Raw genomic sequence first — 17,405 nt, 5'->3', positions numbered from 1 at the left:
CTCCCGTTGTTGCACGTTTCTGCATGTATGGTAGCGCGTCATGACCGACAAGCCCATGCTCATCCTCATCGCCGGGCCCTACCGGTCCGGCACCGACGGCAATCCTCAGGCCATGGCCGACAACCTCGCACGACTCGAAGCAGCCGCGTGGCCGGTCTTCGCCGCCGGCCACCTCCCCGTGATCGGCGAGTGGATCGCGCTGCCCGTCCTGCACTCGGCGGGCGCCGGCCCCACCGACCCCCTCGCCGACCAGGTGCTCTATCCCACCGCCCAGCGCCTGCTCACCCACTGCGACGCCGTGTTGCGCCTGCCCGGCGACTCCGCCGGAGCCGACCAGGATGTCGCCACCGCCCGTCGCCTGGGCCTGCCCGTCTACGACGACGTGGCGCAGATCCCGACCCGCACCCCGCAGGAGGCCGCGTGAACACCCGCTCCGACGCTTTCGGTCATCGCGGGCACGGCGACCTCGCCCCCCACGACCACCGCGCCGGTCCCGGCATCGACACCCCCGACCACCGCGGACGCACTGGCCTCGACCGTGCCGGGCGCGGGCTGGACCGCAACCCCGACGTCATCGTCCGCGACGTCGAACTCACCTCGCAGGGCTGGCACGTGCTGCGGCGCACCACCTTCGACTTCCGCCGCCGCGACGGGCGCCGGGTCACCCAGCAGCGCGAGACCTACGACCGGGGCAACGGCGCCGTCGTCCTGCCGTACGACACCGAACGCGGACGCGTCCTGCTCACCCGCCAGTTCCGCTACCCGGCGTACGTCAACGACCATCCAGACGGCATGCTCATCGAGGCCGCGGCGGGACTTCTCGACGCGGACGACCCCATGACCGCCGTCCGGCGGGAGAGTGCGGAGGAACTCGGGGTCGATCTCGGACCGCTCACCCACGTCCTGGACGCCTACATGAGCCCCGGTTCCGTCACCGAGCGCCTCCATTTCTTCGCCGCCCCCTACACACCGGCAGACATGACCGGTGCGGGCGGCGGGGTCGAGGAGGAGGGGGAGGACATCGAGGTCCTCGAACTGCCCTTCCCGGAGGCCCTCGCCATGACGCGCGACGGACGGATCTGCGACGGCAAGACCATCATGCTGCTGCAATGGGCTGCGCTGGAAGGCCCGTTCGCCCCGGCGGCCGGTGCCCACTGAGCGCGTCGGAGGCCTAGGCCCTTCGTTGCCGCGCAGCAGCTGTGCGGGCTTTCCTCCGCCCGCACAGCTGCTGCGCGGGCTTTCCTCCGCCCGCAGAGTCGTCCCGCGCACGAGTGGCCTCTGCCCATGCCGCACGACCCCGTAGGCAGGCGGCCGCAGGCCTTTCCCAAAGAGGCCGGCGTCGCCGTCCTTCCACTCGGAGTCGTAGGCCCAGGGACCGCTGGCGCCGCTCATGAAGTACTCGCGGTCCGGGAACCAGGTGCACCTGGACCTTCCGTGGGGCACACCGGGCTGTCGTGCGGACGGGATCGGTCAGTGGCGTTCGGCAAGTTCGGCTTCGAGGCGGGCGACGTGATCGGCCTCCGCTTCCTTCCGGACGGCGGCGAAGCGCCGGTCGACGACCAGGAGAGGTGCCAGCCAGATCCAGCCCCACACGCTGAAGGACGTCACCACACCCGTCTGCCGCAACAGCGTGTTGGTGAGGAAACAGAGGACGAAGCAGAGCGACCAGGCAACCGTGCGGTGCCGGCCGAGGACACGTACCGGGGCGTTCCACGGACCGGACAGCGCAGCAATCGTCGCGGCGCGGACGGTGGCGTCACGGTCGGCGATGCCGGCGTCCGACGTCATGGCCCCGCCCCCTTGCGCGAGGTCCTGGGCCAGCGCACGGGCCTGCGCCTCGGTGTCGCGCCCCGCGACCGCACGAACCGCCGCCTTCATCCTGATGTCCTCCCAGTAGCCACGCCGTGCCCAGCGCTCGGCGGCGGCGAGCTGTTCCGCCTCGGCGGACCGCGGTGCCAGCTCCTTGAGCCTGCGGGAGAGGTCCACGGCCCGGGCGGCGCGCCCGGGATGCTCGAAGGAGTCGGCGCGCAGGCACAGTTCGGCGTACCCGGCGAGGAGCCCGAGGTGGTCGGCGTCGAGAGCGAGTCCGGCCCGGAACGCCTCCTCCGCCCGGTCATCGTGGTCGTCGTCGTCCTCCACGGCGTGCCCGAGAGCCAGCCAGCAGTAGAGATCGGCCTGGGGGCCGAGCTCGTCCAGCCCCTCCTGCGCGGCACGCCGCACAGCTGCGTGCCCCCCGGCCAGGAACAACTGCTCGCAGCGGCTCTGACAGGTCTCGGCCGTCATCATGTGGGTCCCCCCTCGCTCCTCCCCCGCGCGGGGGCCGGGTCAGTGTGGGGCTTGCGATTTTCCCAGGTCAAGAGGGTATCGACCGCCCCGCCGGCAGCGGCCTCCCCGTGGTGGCCGAAGCACGGTGTCGCGTGGACGCTCGGCGGCGGTGATCGGCGTCCAGGGCCGCGCGTGGGCGTGCGTACGGTTCGTGGACCCACGCGGCCGTGCGCACCGACCGGCTCTTCTGGGAGGAATCGGCTACCTGTCCGTGGGACGCCGCTCGTTCACCGTACGGTCCTTGGCCGGGGCCGCGTGGTCAGCGACAGCCGTACGCCGCGGGCCGATCGCCGGGGCGAGGAAGACGGCGACGGCGACGAACCCGAGGACGAGGATCATGGCGGAGCGCAGCCCGTAGTGGTCGCCGAGGAAGCCGAGGCCCGGCGGCCCCACGAGGAACGCGATGTAGCCGATCATCGCCACGAGGCTGACGCGGGCCGCCGGGTCGGGGCCAGAGTCGCCGGCCGCGGAGAGGGCGACGGGGAAGCCGAGCGAGGCGCCCAGGCCCCAGAAGAGCACGGCGGCCCCGGCCAGGACCGGCGAGTCCGCGAAGATGACGAGGGCGAGCCCGAGGGCCGCGGACAGTGCGCTGGCACGGACGACGGGGGCCCGGCCGAAGCGGTCGATGAAGAAGCCGCCGCAGAAGCGGCCGAGCGTCATGGCGGCGGCGAAGCCCGCGTAGACCGCCGATCCCAGTGCGGGGTCCACACCGTGGCCGTCGACCATGAGCAGGGGCAGCCAGTCGTTGGCGGCGCCCTCGGCCAGGGCCATGGCGAGGATGACGCCGCCGATCAGCAGCAGCCGCCGGTCCTTCCAGACCTCCGCCTTCACCGGCGCCGCACCGCTGTCGGCCGCCCCCGCGCCCTTGGTCCTCCCGACCCCCGCGGGGATGGCGCGGAAGGCGTACACGAACATGCCGGCGGTGACGACGGCCATGGCGGCCAGGTGCCACTGCACGGGGAATTCGACGGCGGTGCACAGGATGCCGAGGGTGGCACCCACGACGGTGCCGAGGCTGAAGAAGCCGTGCAGGGTGGGCAGCACCGTCCGGGCGGTGATCCGCTCGACCTCGGCGCCGTCGATGTTGACCGCGACCTCTCCGCCTCCCATACCGGCGCCGAAGAGGAACAGCCCGGCCGTGACGGCGGGCGCGGAGGAGAGCAGGGCGCCGCAGGCGATGACGGCCATGCTGACGATGATCAGCACCGTGCCGACGCCCATCACCGGCCTGGTGCCGAACCGTGCCACCAGCGCCCCGGAGGTGAGAATGCCGAGCATCGAGCCGACGGACAGGCCGAAGAGGATGAGCCCCATCTGCGCCGTCGACGCGCCCAGTTGATCCCTGATGTCAGGGGTCCGCGTCACCCAGGAGGAGATCGACAGGCCGGGTATGAGAAAGAAGAGGAACAATGCCGCTCGGCGGCGACGCGTGGCCAGGTCCATCAGTTGACGTGCTCTTTCGGAAGCGGAGTGCGAGCAGGGTGCGCGAGCGGAGTGCGGAACGCGTACGAGGCGCGCACGAGGACGCGCACACGGCCGGGCGGACGCCACCCCCGGATGAGTATGTACAAACGTACACTCCTGCGCCGAGCAGAGGAAGAGGACGACTGTGACGGGGAGCTCTCGCGGCCCGAACGACCCGGGCCGCCGCGACCGGATCATCGACGCGACGCTGGAGGTGATCGCCGAGCGCGGCGTCACGGGTGCCACGCACCGGCGCATCGCGGAGACCGCCGGCGTCCCGCTGGGATCGATGACGTACTACTTCGACGGCATGCAGCAGCTGCTCGTCGAGGCCTTCACCCGCCTCGCCGAGTCGATGTCCACGCGGTACCGCGCGCAGCTGGACGCCGCGACCACGGCCCGGGAGGCGCGCGCCGCGGTCGTGGAGATCATCTGCGGCCCGGAGCGGGGAAGCACCCGTGAGCTCCTCCTCTGCTACGAGCTGTACGCCTTCGCCTCGCGCAACCCGGCACTGCTGGAGGTCACCCGGTCCTGGATGCGCGCCAGCCGCACCTCGCTGAGCACGCACTTCGACCCCAGGACGGCCCGCGCCCTGGACGCACTGGTGGAGGGGCTCACCATCCACAACTCCATGGACGCCGACCCGATGAGCCGCGAGGACGTCGCCGCCGTCGTCGACGCCCTCGCCTCCGCGGCAGGGGCCTGACCTTCCGGACGACAGGCCCCGGGGGGACAGGCCGCGCTCGACAGGCGGTGCCCGCCGGGCGGTGCCACGCTGAAAGCCCTGGATCTTCGGAAGGAAAGCGCTGTGATCACCACCGATTTCGTCCCCGGTTCGCCCTGCTGGCTGGACCTCGGGACGCCCGACGTCCGGGCCGCAGCCGCGTTCTACGGCACGGTCCTCGGCTGGAGCTTCGAGTCGATGGGCTCGCCCGACGAACCTGAGGGCGGCATGTTCCGGAAGGACGGCAGCATCGTCGCCGGGCTGGGGAAGCTCACCGAGGAAGGCGCCCGCTCCGCCTGGATGATCTACTACAGCGTCGCCGACGCCGAGAGCACCACCCGGGCGGTGGAAGCCGGGAACGGCACGGTACGGCTGGCTCCGAGGGACCTCGACGAGTGGGGTCGCATGGCCCAGTACACCGACCCGCAGGGGGCCCAGTTCGCCGTATGGCAGCCCGGGAGCACCAAGGGTGTGGACCTGGTGGACGCGCCGGGCTCGCTGTCGTGGACGGAGCTGTACACGACCGACGTCAACGCGGCGAAGGAGTTCTACGGCACGGTCCTCGGCTGGCAGTTCGGTGAGATGGAGATGCCGGGCGGGGGTGGCGCGTACACCCTCGTCACGCCCTCCGGGCTCCCCGAGGACCGCATGCACGGCGGCCTCATGCAGCTCTCCGAGCAGCACCTCACCCGGACGGGCGGAAAGCCGTACTGGCACCCGGTGTTCGCCGTCGCCGACTGCGATGCCGCGGCCGCCGAGGTCACCGGCAACGGGGGCAGCCTGCAGATGGGACCCGAGGACGCGGAGGGGGTCGGCCGGCTGGCTGTCTGCCTCGACCCGTGGGGAGCGGAGTTCGTGGTGCTCACCCCGGCCCGGAGCTGAACCCGACGGGCCTGCGGCGCGACGGCACGGGCTTCTCCCGCCCGGACACGGGAAATCCCCGACCGCAATTGCGGACCGGGGATTTCCTCACGTATATTGAGTGATTCTGTGCGCCCACAGAAAAGGCCCCTCACCGGGGGCCACTAGAAACACCATATCCGGCTGGGAGCGATTTTGTCAACTCGCGAAAACGTCGAATTGCAGAAGGAGCAGGAATTCATCGACCGGGTCTACGACCGTGTCGACGAGCTGCGCGGGACCACCGCGCGGCGCGTCGAGGAGGCGTTGACGCCGGTGGGGAACGGCCTGCAGGCCAGGCTGGAGCGCGATGTCCTCGTCTCCGAGCGCTCGGGTCTGCTGGCCGCCCTGAATGCGGTGGACGGCTCGCTGTGCTTCGGCCGAATCGACCTCCGGGACGGTGCCGCGCACCATATCGGCCGTATCGGAATTCGTGAGGACGACACCGCACACACGCCCCTTCTGATCGACTGGCGGGCACCTGTCGCCCGGCCCTTCTATCTCGCCACCGGGCACACGCCCATGGGGCTGCGCCGGCGCAGACACCTCACCACCGAGGGCCGCACGGTGACCGAGCTGCACGACGAGATCCTCGACCTGGGCGACGACGAACGCAGCGGCTTCGAGGACCCGACCGGTGACGCCGTGCTGCTCGCCGCGCTCAGCTCCGCGCGTACGGGCCGCATGGGCGACATCGTGCGGACGATCCAGGCGGAGCAGGACCGGATCATCCGCGCCCCGCACCGTGGTGTCCTCGTCGTCGAGGGCGGCCCCGGCACGGGCAAGACGGCGGTCGCGCTGCACCGTGCGGCCTTCCTCCTCTACGAGCACCGCGAGCTCCTGGCCAAGCGCGCGGTCCTGGTCGTGGGCCCCAACCCGGCCTTCCTGCGCTACATCGGCGAGGTGCTGCCCGCCCTCGGCGAGACCGGGGTCATGCTCGCCACGCAGGCCGAGCTGTTCCCCGGGGTCCACGCCCGGGACACCGACTCCGCCCGCGCGGCGGCCGTCAAGGGCGGGGCCGCGATGGCCGAGGCGCTCGCCCTCGCCGTACGCGACCGCCAGGCGCTGCCGGAACCGGGGGCGCCCGTGATCGTCCCGCACGACGACGGTGACCTCGTCCTGGACTGGGAGATCGCCTACGAGGCGCGGCAGGCGGCCCGCGAGACGCGGCTGCCCCACAACCTGGCGCGTCCGTACTTCACCTTCCACGTCATCGACGCCCTCACCGCGCAGCTCACCGAGCGCATCGGCGCGGACCCGTACGGAGGCCCCAACTTCCTGGGCGCGGACGATGTCGCCCAGCTCGGCAAGAGCGTCGCCACGAGCGAGGAGGTGCACGCCGCGATCGGAGAACTGTGGCCGCTGCTCACCCCGCAGGGCTTCCTCGCCGACTACCTGGCCGAGCCGGTGTACGTCCCCGACGAGGACGCCGAGGCCATCCGGCGGGCTCCCGGCGAGGGCGGCTGGACCCCGGCCGATGTGCCGCTCCTCGACGAGGCCGCCGAGCTGCTCGGCTCCGACGACAGTGCCGAGCGGGCCGCCGCCGAGGCCGAGCGCCAGGAGCGGGTGGCCTACGCGCAGGGCGTCCTGGAGCTGTCCCGGGGCTCGGAGACGTACGAGTTCGAGGACGAGGAGGAGTCGGAGATCCTCGCCGCCCACGACATCATCGACGCCGAGCGCATGGCCGAGCGGCACGAGGAGGCCGATCACCGCAGTGCGGCCGAGCGGGCCGCCGCCGACCGGACCTGGGCGTTCGGGCACATCATCGTCGACGAGGCGCAGGAGCTGTCGCCGATGGCGTGGCGGCTGCTGATGCGCAGGTCGCCGACCCGCTCGCTGACCCTGGTCGGCGACCCGGCGCAGACCTCGGAGGAGGCGGGCGTCGGCTCGTGGGAGAGGATCCTGGAGCCGTACGTCGGTGACCGCTTCGAGCATGTGCGGCTGGGGGTCAACTACCGTACGCCCGCAGAGATCATGGAGCTGGCGGCCAAGGTCGTACAGGCGGAGGACCCCTCCTTCGAGCCGCCCGGTTCGGTGCGGTCGACGGGCGAGGCTCCGTGGACGCGGGACTCGGGCGACGACCTGGCGGGTGCGGTGGCGCGGGCCGTCGAGGAGCTGACTCCCGAGGAGGGGCGCCTCGCGGTGATCGCACCGCGCGAACTGCACGAGGAGATCGCGGCTCCGCTCGACGGGATCACGGCGGGCGACGAACCCGATCTGACCCGCACGGTGGTGCTGCTCGGCCCGCGTGAGGCGAAAGGGCTCGAATTCGACGACGTCCTGGTCGTGGAGCCCGGCCGGTTCGGGACCAGCGACCTGTACGTGGCACTGACCCGCGCGACGCAGCGCCTGGGCATCGTGCACCGGGAGAAGCTGCCGGAGTCGCTGCGCTGAGGCGTGCCGACGGAAGGAAATCCCGTACGGAGCCCGTGTACGGAGCCCTGCGTGGAGCCCCGTGCGGTCGGCGCGGGCCCGGGTGGCAGCTGCTCCCCGGACCCGCGCCGACCGGACCGTCAGCGGGCCATCAGTGCGAAGACACCCCAGCCGAGGTGTTCACGCTGGTAACGCGCGTAGTCGGCCGGCCCGGTGGTGAGCTCGGCCCGTACCTGCGCGGCCAGTTCGTCATCGGGATGGCCGTCGAGCCAGCGGCGGAGGTTGAGCCATTGCGCCGCTCGGTAGCGGTCCCAGCTGTCCTGGTCGGCCAGCATCATTTCCACGACGTCGTACCCGAGGCCGCCGAACTGCTCGATCAGCTCCGGCAGGACCAGGAAGTCGTCCTTGGAGCCCGCGTGGCAGGCCACGGCGGTTTCCTCGTCCGGCACGTCCCGGCGCCAGTACGGCTCGCCGATCAGCATCAGGCCGCCGGGGCGGAGACTGCGGGCCAGCAGCTCGACGGTGCCCGCGACGCCGTTCCCGATCCAGGTGGCGCCGACGCACGCGGCGAGGTCGACCGGCTCGTCCGAGACGTGGCCGGAGGCGTCGCCGTGGACGAAGGCGACCCGGTCGGCGACACCGAGTTCGGCGGCGCGGGCGCGCGCCTTCCCGGTGAACACCGTGCTGATGTCCACCCCGGTCCCGGTGACCCCGTGGTCACGGGCCCAGGTGCACAGCATCTCGCCCGACCCGCTGGCGAGGTCGAGCGCACGGGTACCGGGCGCCAGGTGCAGCGCCTGGCCCAGGGCGGCGAGCTTGCCGGGGGTGAACGGGTTGTGGATGCGGTGGCTGGATTCACGGATGGTGAAAATGCGTGGAAGATCCACGGGAGGTGTTCCTTCGGTTCGATGAGGTCATGGCGTCTGCGGAGAGCAGCCGACCGGAGTCGGCAGCCGTGGCCCGGACCGTCATCAAAAGCACCTCGTCCTCTACGCGTGGATCTCGAACCCGGCGACCCTAGGCCGTCCCGGCCGGGGTCTCCACCGATTTATCCGACGCGTCGGGTTCGACACCCGGCACTCGGGGGCGAACCCGGCCACGCGTCGGCCACGCGTCGGCCACGCGGCCCGGCCGGTCCGGGACCAGCGGCATGAACGTGCTGACCCGCGCGACGCAGCGCCTCGGCATCGTTCACCAGAAGGAGATGCCGGAGACGCGGCTCTGAGGGACGCTCACAGGGGGCTCTCGGCCTCCGGCAACCTCGGGGCCCGCCCTGCCCGGTGCCCCGAGCACAACTGCCTCTGCTACAGCACTCCTCGTCTCTGATTGTCCTGTCGGGCCGTCACTTCGCGTGCCACAGTGAATCGTGTCAGACCCGGTTCTGATGGGGCCGGGGCGCGCAGACTTCTGGGGGACGAGTGGATTCCGGAACCAACAGGCCCGGCAATGGACAGGTGTACCCGGTGCGCGATCTGGTGCGCTCGGTCGTGAGGGCTGTCGCACCGGATGAGCTGCCGCTCGTGGAGGGACTCTGCCGCTTCGACGACGCGACCGTGACGCGACGGCTGAGCCGCAAGGACGCACGTCGCGAGCCGCTGGGATTCGGCATAGGAGAGGTCGCCGCGCTGGTGACTCCGATCGTGTGGCTGGTGCTCGACGGGATGGCGCAGCAGATCGCGACCAGCGCGACGAACACCCTCACAGAGAGGGTGACGGGCAGGATGCGGCGGCTGACACGACGGTCGGCCCCACCGGCCGTTGTCACGGAGCTGACGCGGGAGCAGATGGCCCGCGTCAGGGCGCAGGTCCTGGCAGCGGCTCGGCAGCGCGGGTTCCCGGCCGAGCGGGGTGAGGAGCTCGCCGACGCGGTGGTGGCTCGGCTGGTCCTGTCCGACGAGTCGGATACGCCCGCTCCGCCCACGCCTGATCCTCCGGCGGAGCCGGGGCCCACGGATCCGGTCGGCGGGCAGGACTAGGTGTCCGCCGGGCTCGGTTCGGATGGGCGGCTGCGGATCGACGAGAAGGTCCTGGGCGCTGGTACGGGCCCCCGGTTCGTTGCCCTGTTGCTTCTGATGCTGACCGCCGGCGGTGCCATGATCCTGGAGGTCTTCAGAGTCATGGCCGACGGGGACGTGACCGGATGCACCCTTGCGGCAGGTGTGGATCCTGCTGACGGAGGCTACTGGAACACATCACTCAGCATCACCGGCCAGGGCATAGCCTTCCGCTACTGCATGTCCACCTGGGCACCCGCGCCGACGTGGTGGCAGCTGGCCTGCTGGCCTCTGCTGCTCATGGTCGTGGCCGGGCTGCTCTTCGCCGTTCTCCCGCGGTGGAAGGCCCGTGGCAGCCGTGCCGTCTCGCTGGAATCGGTCGATCCAGCGGGTGAGGTCCTTGCCCAGCTCCGTGAGCTGGGTGCTGCTACGGGTGTGACGCCACTGCCCCGGGTCGTGGTCGACCCCGCGTCCACCTCGGTCAGCGCGGTGGTGTTCGGCAGCACCCGCCGTCCCGTCATCTGTCTGCGCGGCGGCTTGCTCGCTCTGCGCCGCAGCGATCCCAAGCGCTTCCGTGCGGTGTTGCTGCATGAGCTCGCCCATGTCGCCAACCGCGACATCACGCTGACCTACCTCACGGTGGCCCTCTGGCGGGTGTTCCTCGCTCTGGTGCTGCTGCCGTACGTGCTCTGCCTGGGATACGTGATGTACGGGGTGACCGCGGACGGCGGCGTGCCGCAACTGGACCGGGCGGGGGCATTGGCCGTCGTCATGGTCGTGCTGCTTTACCTCGCCCGCTCCGACACGCTGCGGAGCCGGGAGATCTACGCAGATCTGACCGCAGTGCGCTGGGGCGCGGACCCGCACGGCTGGTCGGTAACCGCCGCACCGCACCGGAGTGCGGCTCGCAGCGCCTTCGACTCGTTCCTGGACCTGTGGCGCACCCACCCTCGTTGGGGGCTGCGTCAGGGAGCACTCACCGACCCGGCGCCATTGTTCCGGACCGCAGTCCTGCCGCTCTTCCTCCTCGGCGTCGTGCCCGTCATGGCCGTGCCGCAGGTGATCCGGCAGATCGCGCTCTATCACGTCAACTTCACCAACAACCTGATGGCGATCCTCGTCGTCGTCCCCGGTGCGCTGGTGGCCGGGGTGATCGTGGTCGCCCTGTGGCGGGCGGTTGCGTACGCCCTGGTGACCGGTTCCCGGGTGCCCTCCGGAGCCCGGGCCGGAGGTTGGCTGGGGGCCGGGATGTCGGTCGGCCTGGTCATGAGCGGCTTCGGCGCGGGCTGGTCCTGGCAGCCGGAGCGGCCTCTGGTCCTGCTCGTACCCGTGGCCGCGGGGGCGACCTTCGGATGGTGGGTCACGCAGTGCGCGCGTCTATGGATCGGCACCTCGCGCGGCCAAACTCTGCGCCCCGCTCTCGCGCTCTGCGTCACCGTCTCGTCCGTCGCCATGATGTCGTGGCTCACCTGGTGGATGCTTGCCGGGGTCACGAGCCTGAACAGGGACAGCCCGAGCGCCGAGATGATCGCCCGCGGCATCCTCCGCTGGCTTCCCTCCACAGAAGCGGTCGGTGAGCTGGCCAGGGTTCCCGGTATCGCCACGGTGCACCCACAGTTGGGGAACATTGCCGATACGCCGATGAGCGCCCTCGCGGTCACGCTCCTGTGGGTCCTGCCAATGATCGCCTGGGCGAAGGGCCCGGCAGCGAGCAGCCCGGACTGGGAGCCTACCCGGGCCGCCCTTGCGGAAGCCCCCGTGGCGTCGCTGCGCAAAGTCGTACGCCCCGGGCTGGTGGCTGGGGCACTCGCGTGCCTGGCCGTAGTGGGCATCCAGGCGTACGTCCACACCGGGCAACCGGCACCGGAGGCGCGGGGTGGCCTGTATGCCCTGAGGTACACCTGGCTTCTGCTGTCGGCAGTGTGTCTGCCCGCAGCCATGGCCGCCGCCGTGGCGTGCGCCGCAGACCGGCGCTACCGCTTGCTGAGTGGCCTGATAGCCGGTCAGATAGCAGCTCTCGCAGGGCTCACCGCCACGACCCTTCTCGTGTCCGTGGACGGCTGCATCACTCCCCTCAACGTCCTGTCGGACAGCTGCGCCTGGCGGCCGGCCTGGTGGCGGCCGTTGTTCCCGTTCACGTATGTCCTGAGCAACGCTCTGGTCCTCTCCGCGCTCGCCGCCGTCGCCACCGCACTGATCGCCTGTGTTCTCCACCGACGACGGGCACCGAATGCACCCGTCACCCCTCATGCGGACGCACGGACCCTCAGGACTCGCACTCAGCTCCTCACCGTGGGGCTGCTGTGCGCCACGGCTGTCGTGGCCACCGCCACGGACGGAGCAGTCAGGAGGTACCAGCTCGGCTTCACGACCGACGCCCTCACGTACCAGCGCGATCTGGTGCAGACATGGGGCCTCCCGGACCCGCGACTCTCGGAGAAGACCCGACTCAGGCAGATCCGGGCCTGGTATCGCCTCCGTGGTGACGAGCTCATCGACGTAGCAATCCTGTACGACCGTCAGCTGACCGCCGCCCTCCGCGCAGCGCAGTCCGCCGACGACCGTTGGGGCGTTCTGTACCGGCAACTTCCGTCGGTCTGCAGCGATTGGAAGACGGCTGCCTGGTTCGAGACGTTGTGGTTCCGCGTGCCCGCCGAGGGTGCCGTACGAGCCGACTGGCACCGGATGGCCTCCTTGGCGGACGCAGGAAGCAAACGCTGCGCCCAGGCGCTGGACACCCGTGACAACAGCGCCCTGCTGAACGCCCTGCGCGACCTGAGAGCGGCGGCCTTCTGTGCCGAATCTGCCAACGCCAGGATCGACGGGATCCTTCGTGAGGGCGGCTATCGGGGCACCTCACGCCCGGCCGCGACGGGTCACACGGCCATCTGCGACCACACCTAGTGCTGTGACCGCAAACGATCATCGGGGTGGTGTTCGTGGTCCTCGGGCCCGTTGGATGTGACGACACGTCCGATCAGCGCGGGAGGCGCGGTGGCGCAACCGGTCAGGGTCCGCAGGCTGATCGAGCAGGAGGGGCAGAAGCTGCAACGGATCGTGCGCCGGGGCAGCACCAGTACGGTGCGGTTCCGGCGGGCGATGATGCTGCTGGCTTCGGCGGGCGGGACCAGCGTCCCGATGATCGCCCGGCTCATGCGGGCGGACGAGGACACCGTCCGCGACGTGATCCACAAGTTCAACGAGATCGGGCTGGCCTGTCCGGACCCTCGGTGGGCGGGAGGCCGTCCCCGCCTGCTCAGCGATGACGACGAGGAGTTCGTCATCCGGACGGCCACCACCCGCCCCACCAAGCTCGGCAAGCCCTTCACCCGCTGGTCGATCCGTAAGCTCGCCGACCACCTGCGGCGCAACATCGCCCGTCCGATACGGATCGGGCGTAAGGCCCTGCGCTGCCTGCTCGTGCGCCGTGGCGTGACGTTCCAGCGGACCAAGACGTGGAAGGAGTCCACCGACCCGGACTTCGACGCCAAGCTGGACCGGTTCGAGTACGCGATCAACGAGCGGCCCGACCTGACCTTCGCCTTCGACGAGTTCGGGCCGCTCGGTATCCGCCCGACCGCCGGGTCCTGCTGGGCCAGGAAGGGACGTCCGGATCGGCTGCCGGCGACCTTCCACCGCCCCCACGGGACCACCTACTTCCACGGCTGCTACTCGGTCGTCGACGACACCCTGTGGGGTGTCAACCGGCGCCGCAAGGGCACGGCCAACACCCTGGCGGCACTGAAGTCGATCCGGGCCACGCGCCCGGACGGCGCCCCCATCTACGTCATCCTGGACAACCTCTCCGCCCACACCGGCGCGAAGATCCGCCGCTGGGCGGCGAAGAGCCAGGTTGAACTGTGCTTCACCCCAACGAATGCCTCCTGGGCGAACCCGATCGAGGCGCACTTCGGACCGCTGCGACAGTTCACCCTCGCCAACTCGAACCACCCCAACCACACCGTTCAGACGCGTGAGTTGCACCGCTACCTGCGCCGGCGCAACCAGAACGCCCGGCACCCCGATGTCTTGGCGGCCCAGCGACGCGAACGTGCCCGGGTCCGCAGCGAGAAAGGCGTCCGCCGGGGCGGGCGCCCTGCCGTCGCCGTCGTGTGACCGGTCAGTCCGGCAGGGCTGAGCCGGTCAGCCGTGCGAGTCGATCTCTTTCGGGCCGTAGAGGGCCGCGGCCTTCCCCGCGATCAGGGCCCAGTAGCGGTCCCCGAAGGACCAGTGCCACCACTCCGTGGGGTAGTTCACCAGGCCCGCAGCCGTGAGCACGGCGTCCAGCCGTTTCCGGTTGGCGCGGGCCTCCTCGCTGATGTTGCCGGCGTCGGTGTAGCAGGCGCCCTCGCTCTCTTCGGGGTCCGCGTTCATCCGCGTGCCCAAGTCCAGCTCGTGCCCGTCGGTGTCGGCCAGGGTGAGATCGACGGCTGCCCCGGCGCTGTGCGGAGCGATCTCGGGAGGTGACACATACCGGCTCGCCGCCGCGTGGATCTGCGCGGCGGACCACTCACGGTGGTCGGCCCGCAGCTGACCGGCGTACTCCTCGAAGTACTCCCGCTGAAGGGCAGGAGGCCGGTACCCCTCGACGAACAGCAGTCTCAAGCCCGGAGGAAGCATCGCCTGGGCCTTGAGTAGCCGCTCCAGCACACCTTCCCGCAGGTGCGCGAAGGCATGGACTGGATCCTGCCTGCGCGTATCGACCAGCAACGAGCCACCACGCCGGACATCGACGAGAGGTTCCCCGCATTCCGCAACGGGTATGGCAGCGACCTTCGGGTCCGACATCAACACGATCTCACTCATGAGGCGATCATCCCGCAAGGCTCACACCGGCGAACCTATGCGGTCACAGCACTGGAAGGCCCGACGGTACCTGCTCGGCACGGCTTGGCCGGCGCCCGAGTCCCGAGTCCCGGGGTCCGAGCGCCGACCCCGGCGATTCAGCCTTTCGGGGCCCGGAATCACGGGTTCCGACCGACGCTTGAGCTTCGGGACCCGGGCGTCGGGACCCGAGGGCCGGGATTCGAGCGATGCCTTTGACCGGGGAGGAAGGAAGGGGGTTCAAGGAAACCTCCCCGCCCTCCCTGACCCTCCACGGCCAGCAAGTATGACTAAATGTGACCGACTTGCGGCGCAGCGTGGCGACTGCCTACGGTGCGAGAACCAAGCGACCCCGACGCGGTGTAGAAGCACCAGGCCGGGGTCTCACCTCAAGATCGAAGGACCCCCGATCTCGTGGCTATCCAGCACCCTAGCCCCGCCCTGCGCACCCCTGCATCCTCGCGCCCGTACCCGATGGCCAAGCCCGGATACGGCAAGCGCTCCATGCCCGGTCAACTGCCAGCCGGGGCGTCGGACTTCGCCCTGCTGCCGACCCGTGAGCGCTACGTCGCCGGGTACATCGACCACCTGCCCGACGGTGCCTCCATGGACGTCAAGAGCCTCGCCAAGCAGCTTCCGCTGTACGGCCAGCAGGCCGTCGCCTCAGCCCTGAAGGCCCTGGCGGCCGCCGGACATCCGCGGCGCGTACGGTGCCTGGTCGGCGAGTTGGGCCAAGTGCGCTGGGTGTCCCGGACGTTCTGGTCGCGCACCGCACGCGACAACGAGTGGTGGGCCGCCACCGAGGTCAGCACGGCGGCGCTCCCTCCGTCGGTCTCCGCTGCCCCGCCCCCCGGACCCGCCACCGCGTCTGCATCTGCGCGGGTCCCCACGGAGGACCCGGTCACGGCAGCACCCGAACCCGAGCCCGCGCCCGCCGATCCCCCCATGCCCGCCGGGTCCGCGCCCGCAGTACCGCAGCAGCGGCCCCCGGCTGCGGTTCCGGCCGGTTCCGGCCCCGGTTTCGATCCCCGCCGGGCCCTCCCCCGCCTACCTCGCCCTCGCCCAGCTCGGCCGCGTCGACTCCCGCCTCGCCCTGTCCGCCGCCGACTGCGCGGCCCTGGAGCCCCTCGCCGCCGCGTGGTTCGCGCGCGGCGTGGACGCGGACTACCTCACGCAGGCCCTCACCGCCGGGCTCCCCACCCGGGTCGGCTCCCCCGTCGGCCTCGTACGCCGCCGCCTCACCGACAAGATCCCGCCGCTCGTCGACATCGCCCCGACGCCGCCCGCACCGGGTGCTCCCGTACACCGCGTGATGCTGGAGTGCACCAAGTGCGGTACCCCGGGCCGCCCGGAAGCCCTTCCCGACGGCCTCTGCCGCCCGTGCCGCCTGCCCGGAGGGGACGAGACGCCGGAGGCTCCTGCGGGGCGGCCCGGCAAGGAGGACGTACGCGCGTTCACCGCCGGACTGAGAACCTTGCTCAAGTCCCCCTGACCGGCGGCGTACTGAGCGCGTCAGCCCACCAGCAGGTCCCGCTTCAGGTCGCGGAGGTCCCTGGCGTCCAGGCCGAGCGCCTCCTTCTCGTACGCGCCGAACGAGCCGAAGCTCCTCCCGACCTCCTCGTAGCCGGAGTTCAGGTACTCGGGGCGCACGTCCAGCAGCGGCTTGTAGACGGCGGCCTGCGCCGCCGGCATCGAGGCGAGGGCGGCGGCGTTGGCCTCGGCGCGGTAGTCGTTGGAGGCCAGGTAGTCCGCCATGACCGTGGAGCGCGGGACGCCGAGCGCCGAGAGCAGGGCCGCGTTCGCCCAGCCCGTACGGTCCTTGCCCGCCGTGCAGTGGAAGACGACGGCGCGCGAGGAGTCGTCGGTGATCCCGCCGAAGACGGTGCGGTAGGCGGCCTTGGCCGTGTCGCCGCTGACCATGAACTTCTCGCCCTCGACCATCATCGCGACGGCCTCGTCGGGAGTCGTCGGCATGGCGGTGAAGGTGGGCGAGCCCGCCAGCACGTCGGCGACGACGTGCGTGGCGCCCGCCGGGACGCGGTCCGGAGCGGCCGAGCGCTCGGACTCCATGCGCAGGTCGTAGACCGTGCGGATCGACAGCCGCCTCAGCTTCGCCAGGTCGGCGGGGGTGAGCTTGTCCAGGGCGTCGGAGCGGTAGATCTCGCCCATCTTCACCCAGTGGCCGTCGGTGGTGCGGTAGCCGCCCGCGTCACGGAAGTTGACGGACCCTTCGAGGGCGATGAGCCGGTCCGCAAGATGCAGGGAGCCGCCGCGCTCCGGCACCAGGTCGAACCACTGGCGGTCGGCGTGCCCCAGACCGCGCACGGTGACCTTGCCGGTCGCCCCACCGGACGCCACCGTGCGTCCGCCCGCCTTGACGGCGACGCGGCGCACGCCGGGCGCCGCCCACTCCACCGTGTACGAGCCGTCGTCCAGGGCGGTCACCTCGGCCTGCGTGAACGGGATGCGCGCGTGGGACGAGCGGTCGGCGGAGGCGGGAGCGCCGTGGGCCGAGACCGCGGGCGCGGTGATCCCGACGAGGAGCGCGGCGGCCAGGGCGCAGGAGGAGGCCTTTACACGAGTCATGTGCGTCATGCACGGATCTTCTGAGGGCTTGGCGGTGGCCGCCGTAATGGCCGGTGAACAGCGCCGGAAGCCGAACCGAACACCGTGCTCCGCGGTCGGGGGCGTGGATCGGCGGTCGGGGGCGTGCTCCGCGGTCGGGGGCGTGGATCGGCGGTCGGGGGCGTGGATCGCGGTCGGGGCGTGGTCCGGCGGCCCCGCTCCTTGACCTTGACACC

The 17,405-nt window shown here is 71.2% G+C and carries 13 protein-coding genes and 1 pseudogene; 9 read left to right on the top strand and 5 right to left on the bottom strand.

The features are described 5' to 3' along the window. Positions 1-40: 40 nt before the first annotated feature. On the top strand, positions 41-424 hold the full coding sequence (locus tag ACFC51_RS06235) for a DUF4406 domain-containing protein (RefSeq protein WP_376527198.1): 384 nt from the start codon (positions 41-43) through the stop codon (positions 422-424). Between the two features lie 74 nt (positions 425-498). After that, positions 499-1,158, top strand: a complete 660-nt coding sequence (locus ACFC51_RS06230; RefSeq protein WP_376528001.1) for an NUDIX domain-containing protein — start codon at positions 499-501, stop codon at positions 1,156-1,158. Between the two features lie 312 nt (positions 1,159-1,470). On the opposite strand, the gene ACFC51_RS06225 is transcribed toward ACFC51_RS06230, so the two are convergent. Both ACFC51_RS06225 and ACFC51_RS06220 read right to left on the bottom strand, forming a co-directional pair. After that, positions 1,471-2,286, bottom strand: a complete 816-nt coding sequence (locus ACFC51_RS06225) for a hypothetical protein (RefSeq protein WP_376527196.1) — start codon at positions 2,284-2,286, stop codon at positions 1,471-1,473. A 240-nt stretch (positions 2,287-2,526) separates the two neighbouring features. Next, positions 2,527-3,768, bottom strand: coding sequence for an MFS transporter (locus ACFC51_RS06220; RefSeq protein WP_376367263.1), 1,242 nt, complete (start codon positions 3,766-3,768; stop codon positions 2,527-2,529). 166 nt (positions 3,769-3,934) lie between these two features. Between ACFC51_RS06220 and ACFC51_RS06215 the strand changes: the two genes are divergently transcribed. The 3 genes from ACFC51_RS06215 to ACFC51_RS06205 all read left to right on the top strand — a co-directional run bounded on the left by ACFC51_RS06215 (position 3,935) and on the right by ACFC51_RS06205 (position 7,807). Continuing rightward, the gene (locus ACFC51_RS06215) at positions 3,935-4,495 is read left to right on the top strand and encodes a TetR/AcrR family transcriptional regulator (protein WP_376367265.1); all 561 of its coding nucleotides are present in this window, start codon (positions 3,935-3,937) and stop codon (positions 4,493-4,495) included. Between the two features lie 102 nt (positions 4,496-4,597). Then, entirely contained in the window at positions 4,598-5,395 is a 798-nt protein-coding gene (locus ACFC51_RS06210; protein WP_376527194.1) for a VOC family protein, read from the top strand. A gap of 198 nt (positions 5,396-5,593) precedes the next feature. After that, positions 5,594-7,807: a HelD family protein gene (locus ACFC51_RS06205; protein WP_376528000.1), complete on the top strand. Its 2,214-nt coding sequence runs from the start codon at positions 5,594-5,596 to the stop codon at positions 7,805-7,807. Between the two features lie 119 nt (positions 7,808-7,926). Here ACFC51_RS06205 and ACFC51_RS06200 read toward each other — a convergent pair whose 3' ends face one another. Further along, complete coding sequence (locus tag ACFC51_RS06200; RefSeq protein ID WP_376527192.1) at positions 7,927-8,673, bottom strand: SAM-dependent methyltransferase; 747 nt, start codon at positions 8,671-8,673, stop codon at positions 7,927-7,929. A gap of 576 nt (positions 8,674-9,249) precedes the next feature. Between ACFC51_RS06200 and ACFC51_RS06195 the strand changes: the two genes are divergently transcribed. The 3 genes from ACFC51_RS06195 to ACFC51_RS06185 all read left to right on the top strand — a co-directional run bounded on the left by ACFC51_RS06195 (position 9,250) and on the right by ACFC51_RS06185 (position 13,896). Continuing rightward, a complete protein-coding gene (locus ACFC51_RS06195) occupies positions 9,250-9,762 on the top strand; it encodes a hypothetical protein (RefSeq protein WP_376527190.1) in 513 nt (170 codons plus the stop codon). After that, positions 9,763-12,684, top strand: coding sequence for a M48 family metallopeptidase (locus ACFC51_RS06190; protein ID WP_376527188.1), 2,922 nt, complete (start codon positions 9,763-9,765; stop codon positions 12,682-12,684). A gap of 90 nt (positions 12,685-12,774) precedes the next feature. After that, positions 12,775-13,896, top strand: a complete 1,122-nt coding sequence (locus ACFC51_RS06185) for an IS630 family transposase (protein ID WP_376527186.1) — start codon at positions 12,775-12,777, stop codon at positions 13,894-13,896. Positions 13,897-13,923: 27 nt separating this feature from the next. On the opposite strand, the gene ACFC51_RS06180 is transcribed toward ACFC51_RS06185, so the two are convergent. Further along, entirely contained in the window at positions 13,924-14,586 is a 663-nt protein-coding gene (locus ACFC51_RS06180) for a M15 family metallopeptidase (RefSeq protein ID WP_376527184.1), read from the bottom strand. A gap of 492 nt (positions 14,587-15,078) precedes the next feature. Between ACFC51_RS06180 and ACFC51_RS06175 the strand changes: the two are divergent. Continuing rightward, positions 15,079-16,096 (top strand): annotated as a pseudogene (locus ACFC51_RS06175) (MarR family transcriptional regulator). Positions 16,097-16,116: 20 nt separating this feature from the next. Here ACFC51_RS06175 and ACFC51_RS06170 read toward each other — a convergent pair. After that, positions 16,117-17,190 carry a tyrosine-protein phosphatase gene (locus ACFC51_RS06170; RefSeq protein WP_376527182.1) on the bottom strand — a complete coding sequence of 358 codons (1,074 nt, stop codon included), beginning with the start codon at positions 17,188-17,190 and terminating at the stop codon, positions 16,117-16,119. Positions 17,191-17,405: the final 215 nt, after the last annotated feature.

The organism is Streptomyces sp. NPDC055962, from assembly GCF_042270185.1.
GTDB lineage: Bacteria > Actinomycetota > Actinomycetes > Streptomycetales > Streptomycetaceae > Streptomyces.
This window is presented reverse-complemented; position numbering and strand designations above follow the sequence as displayed.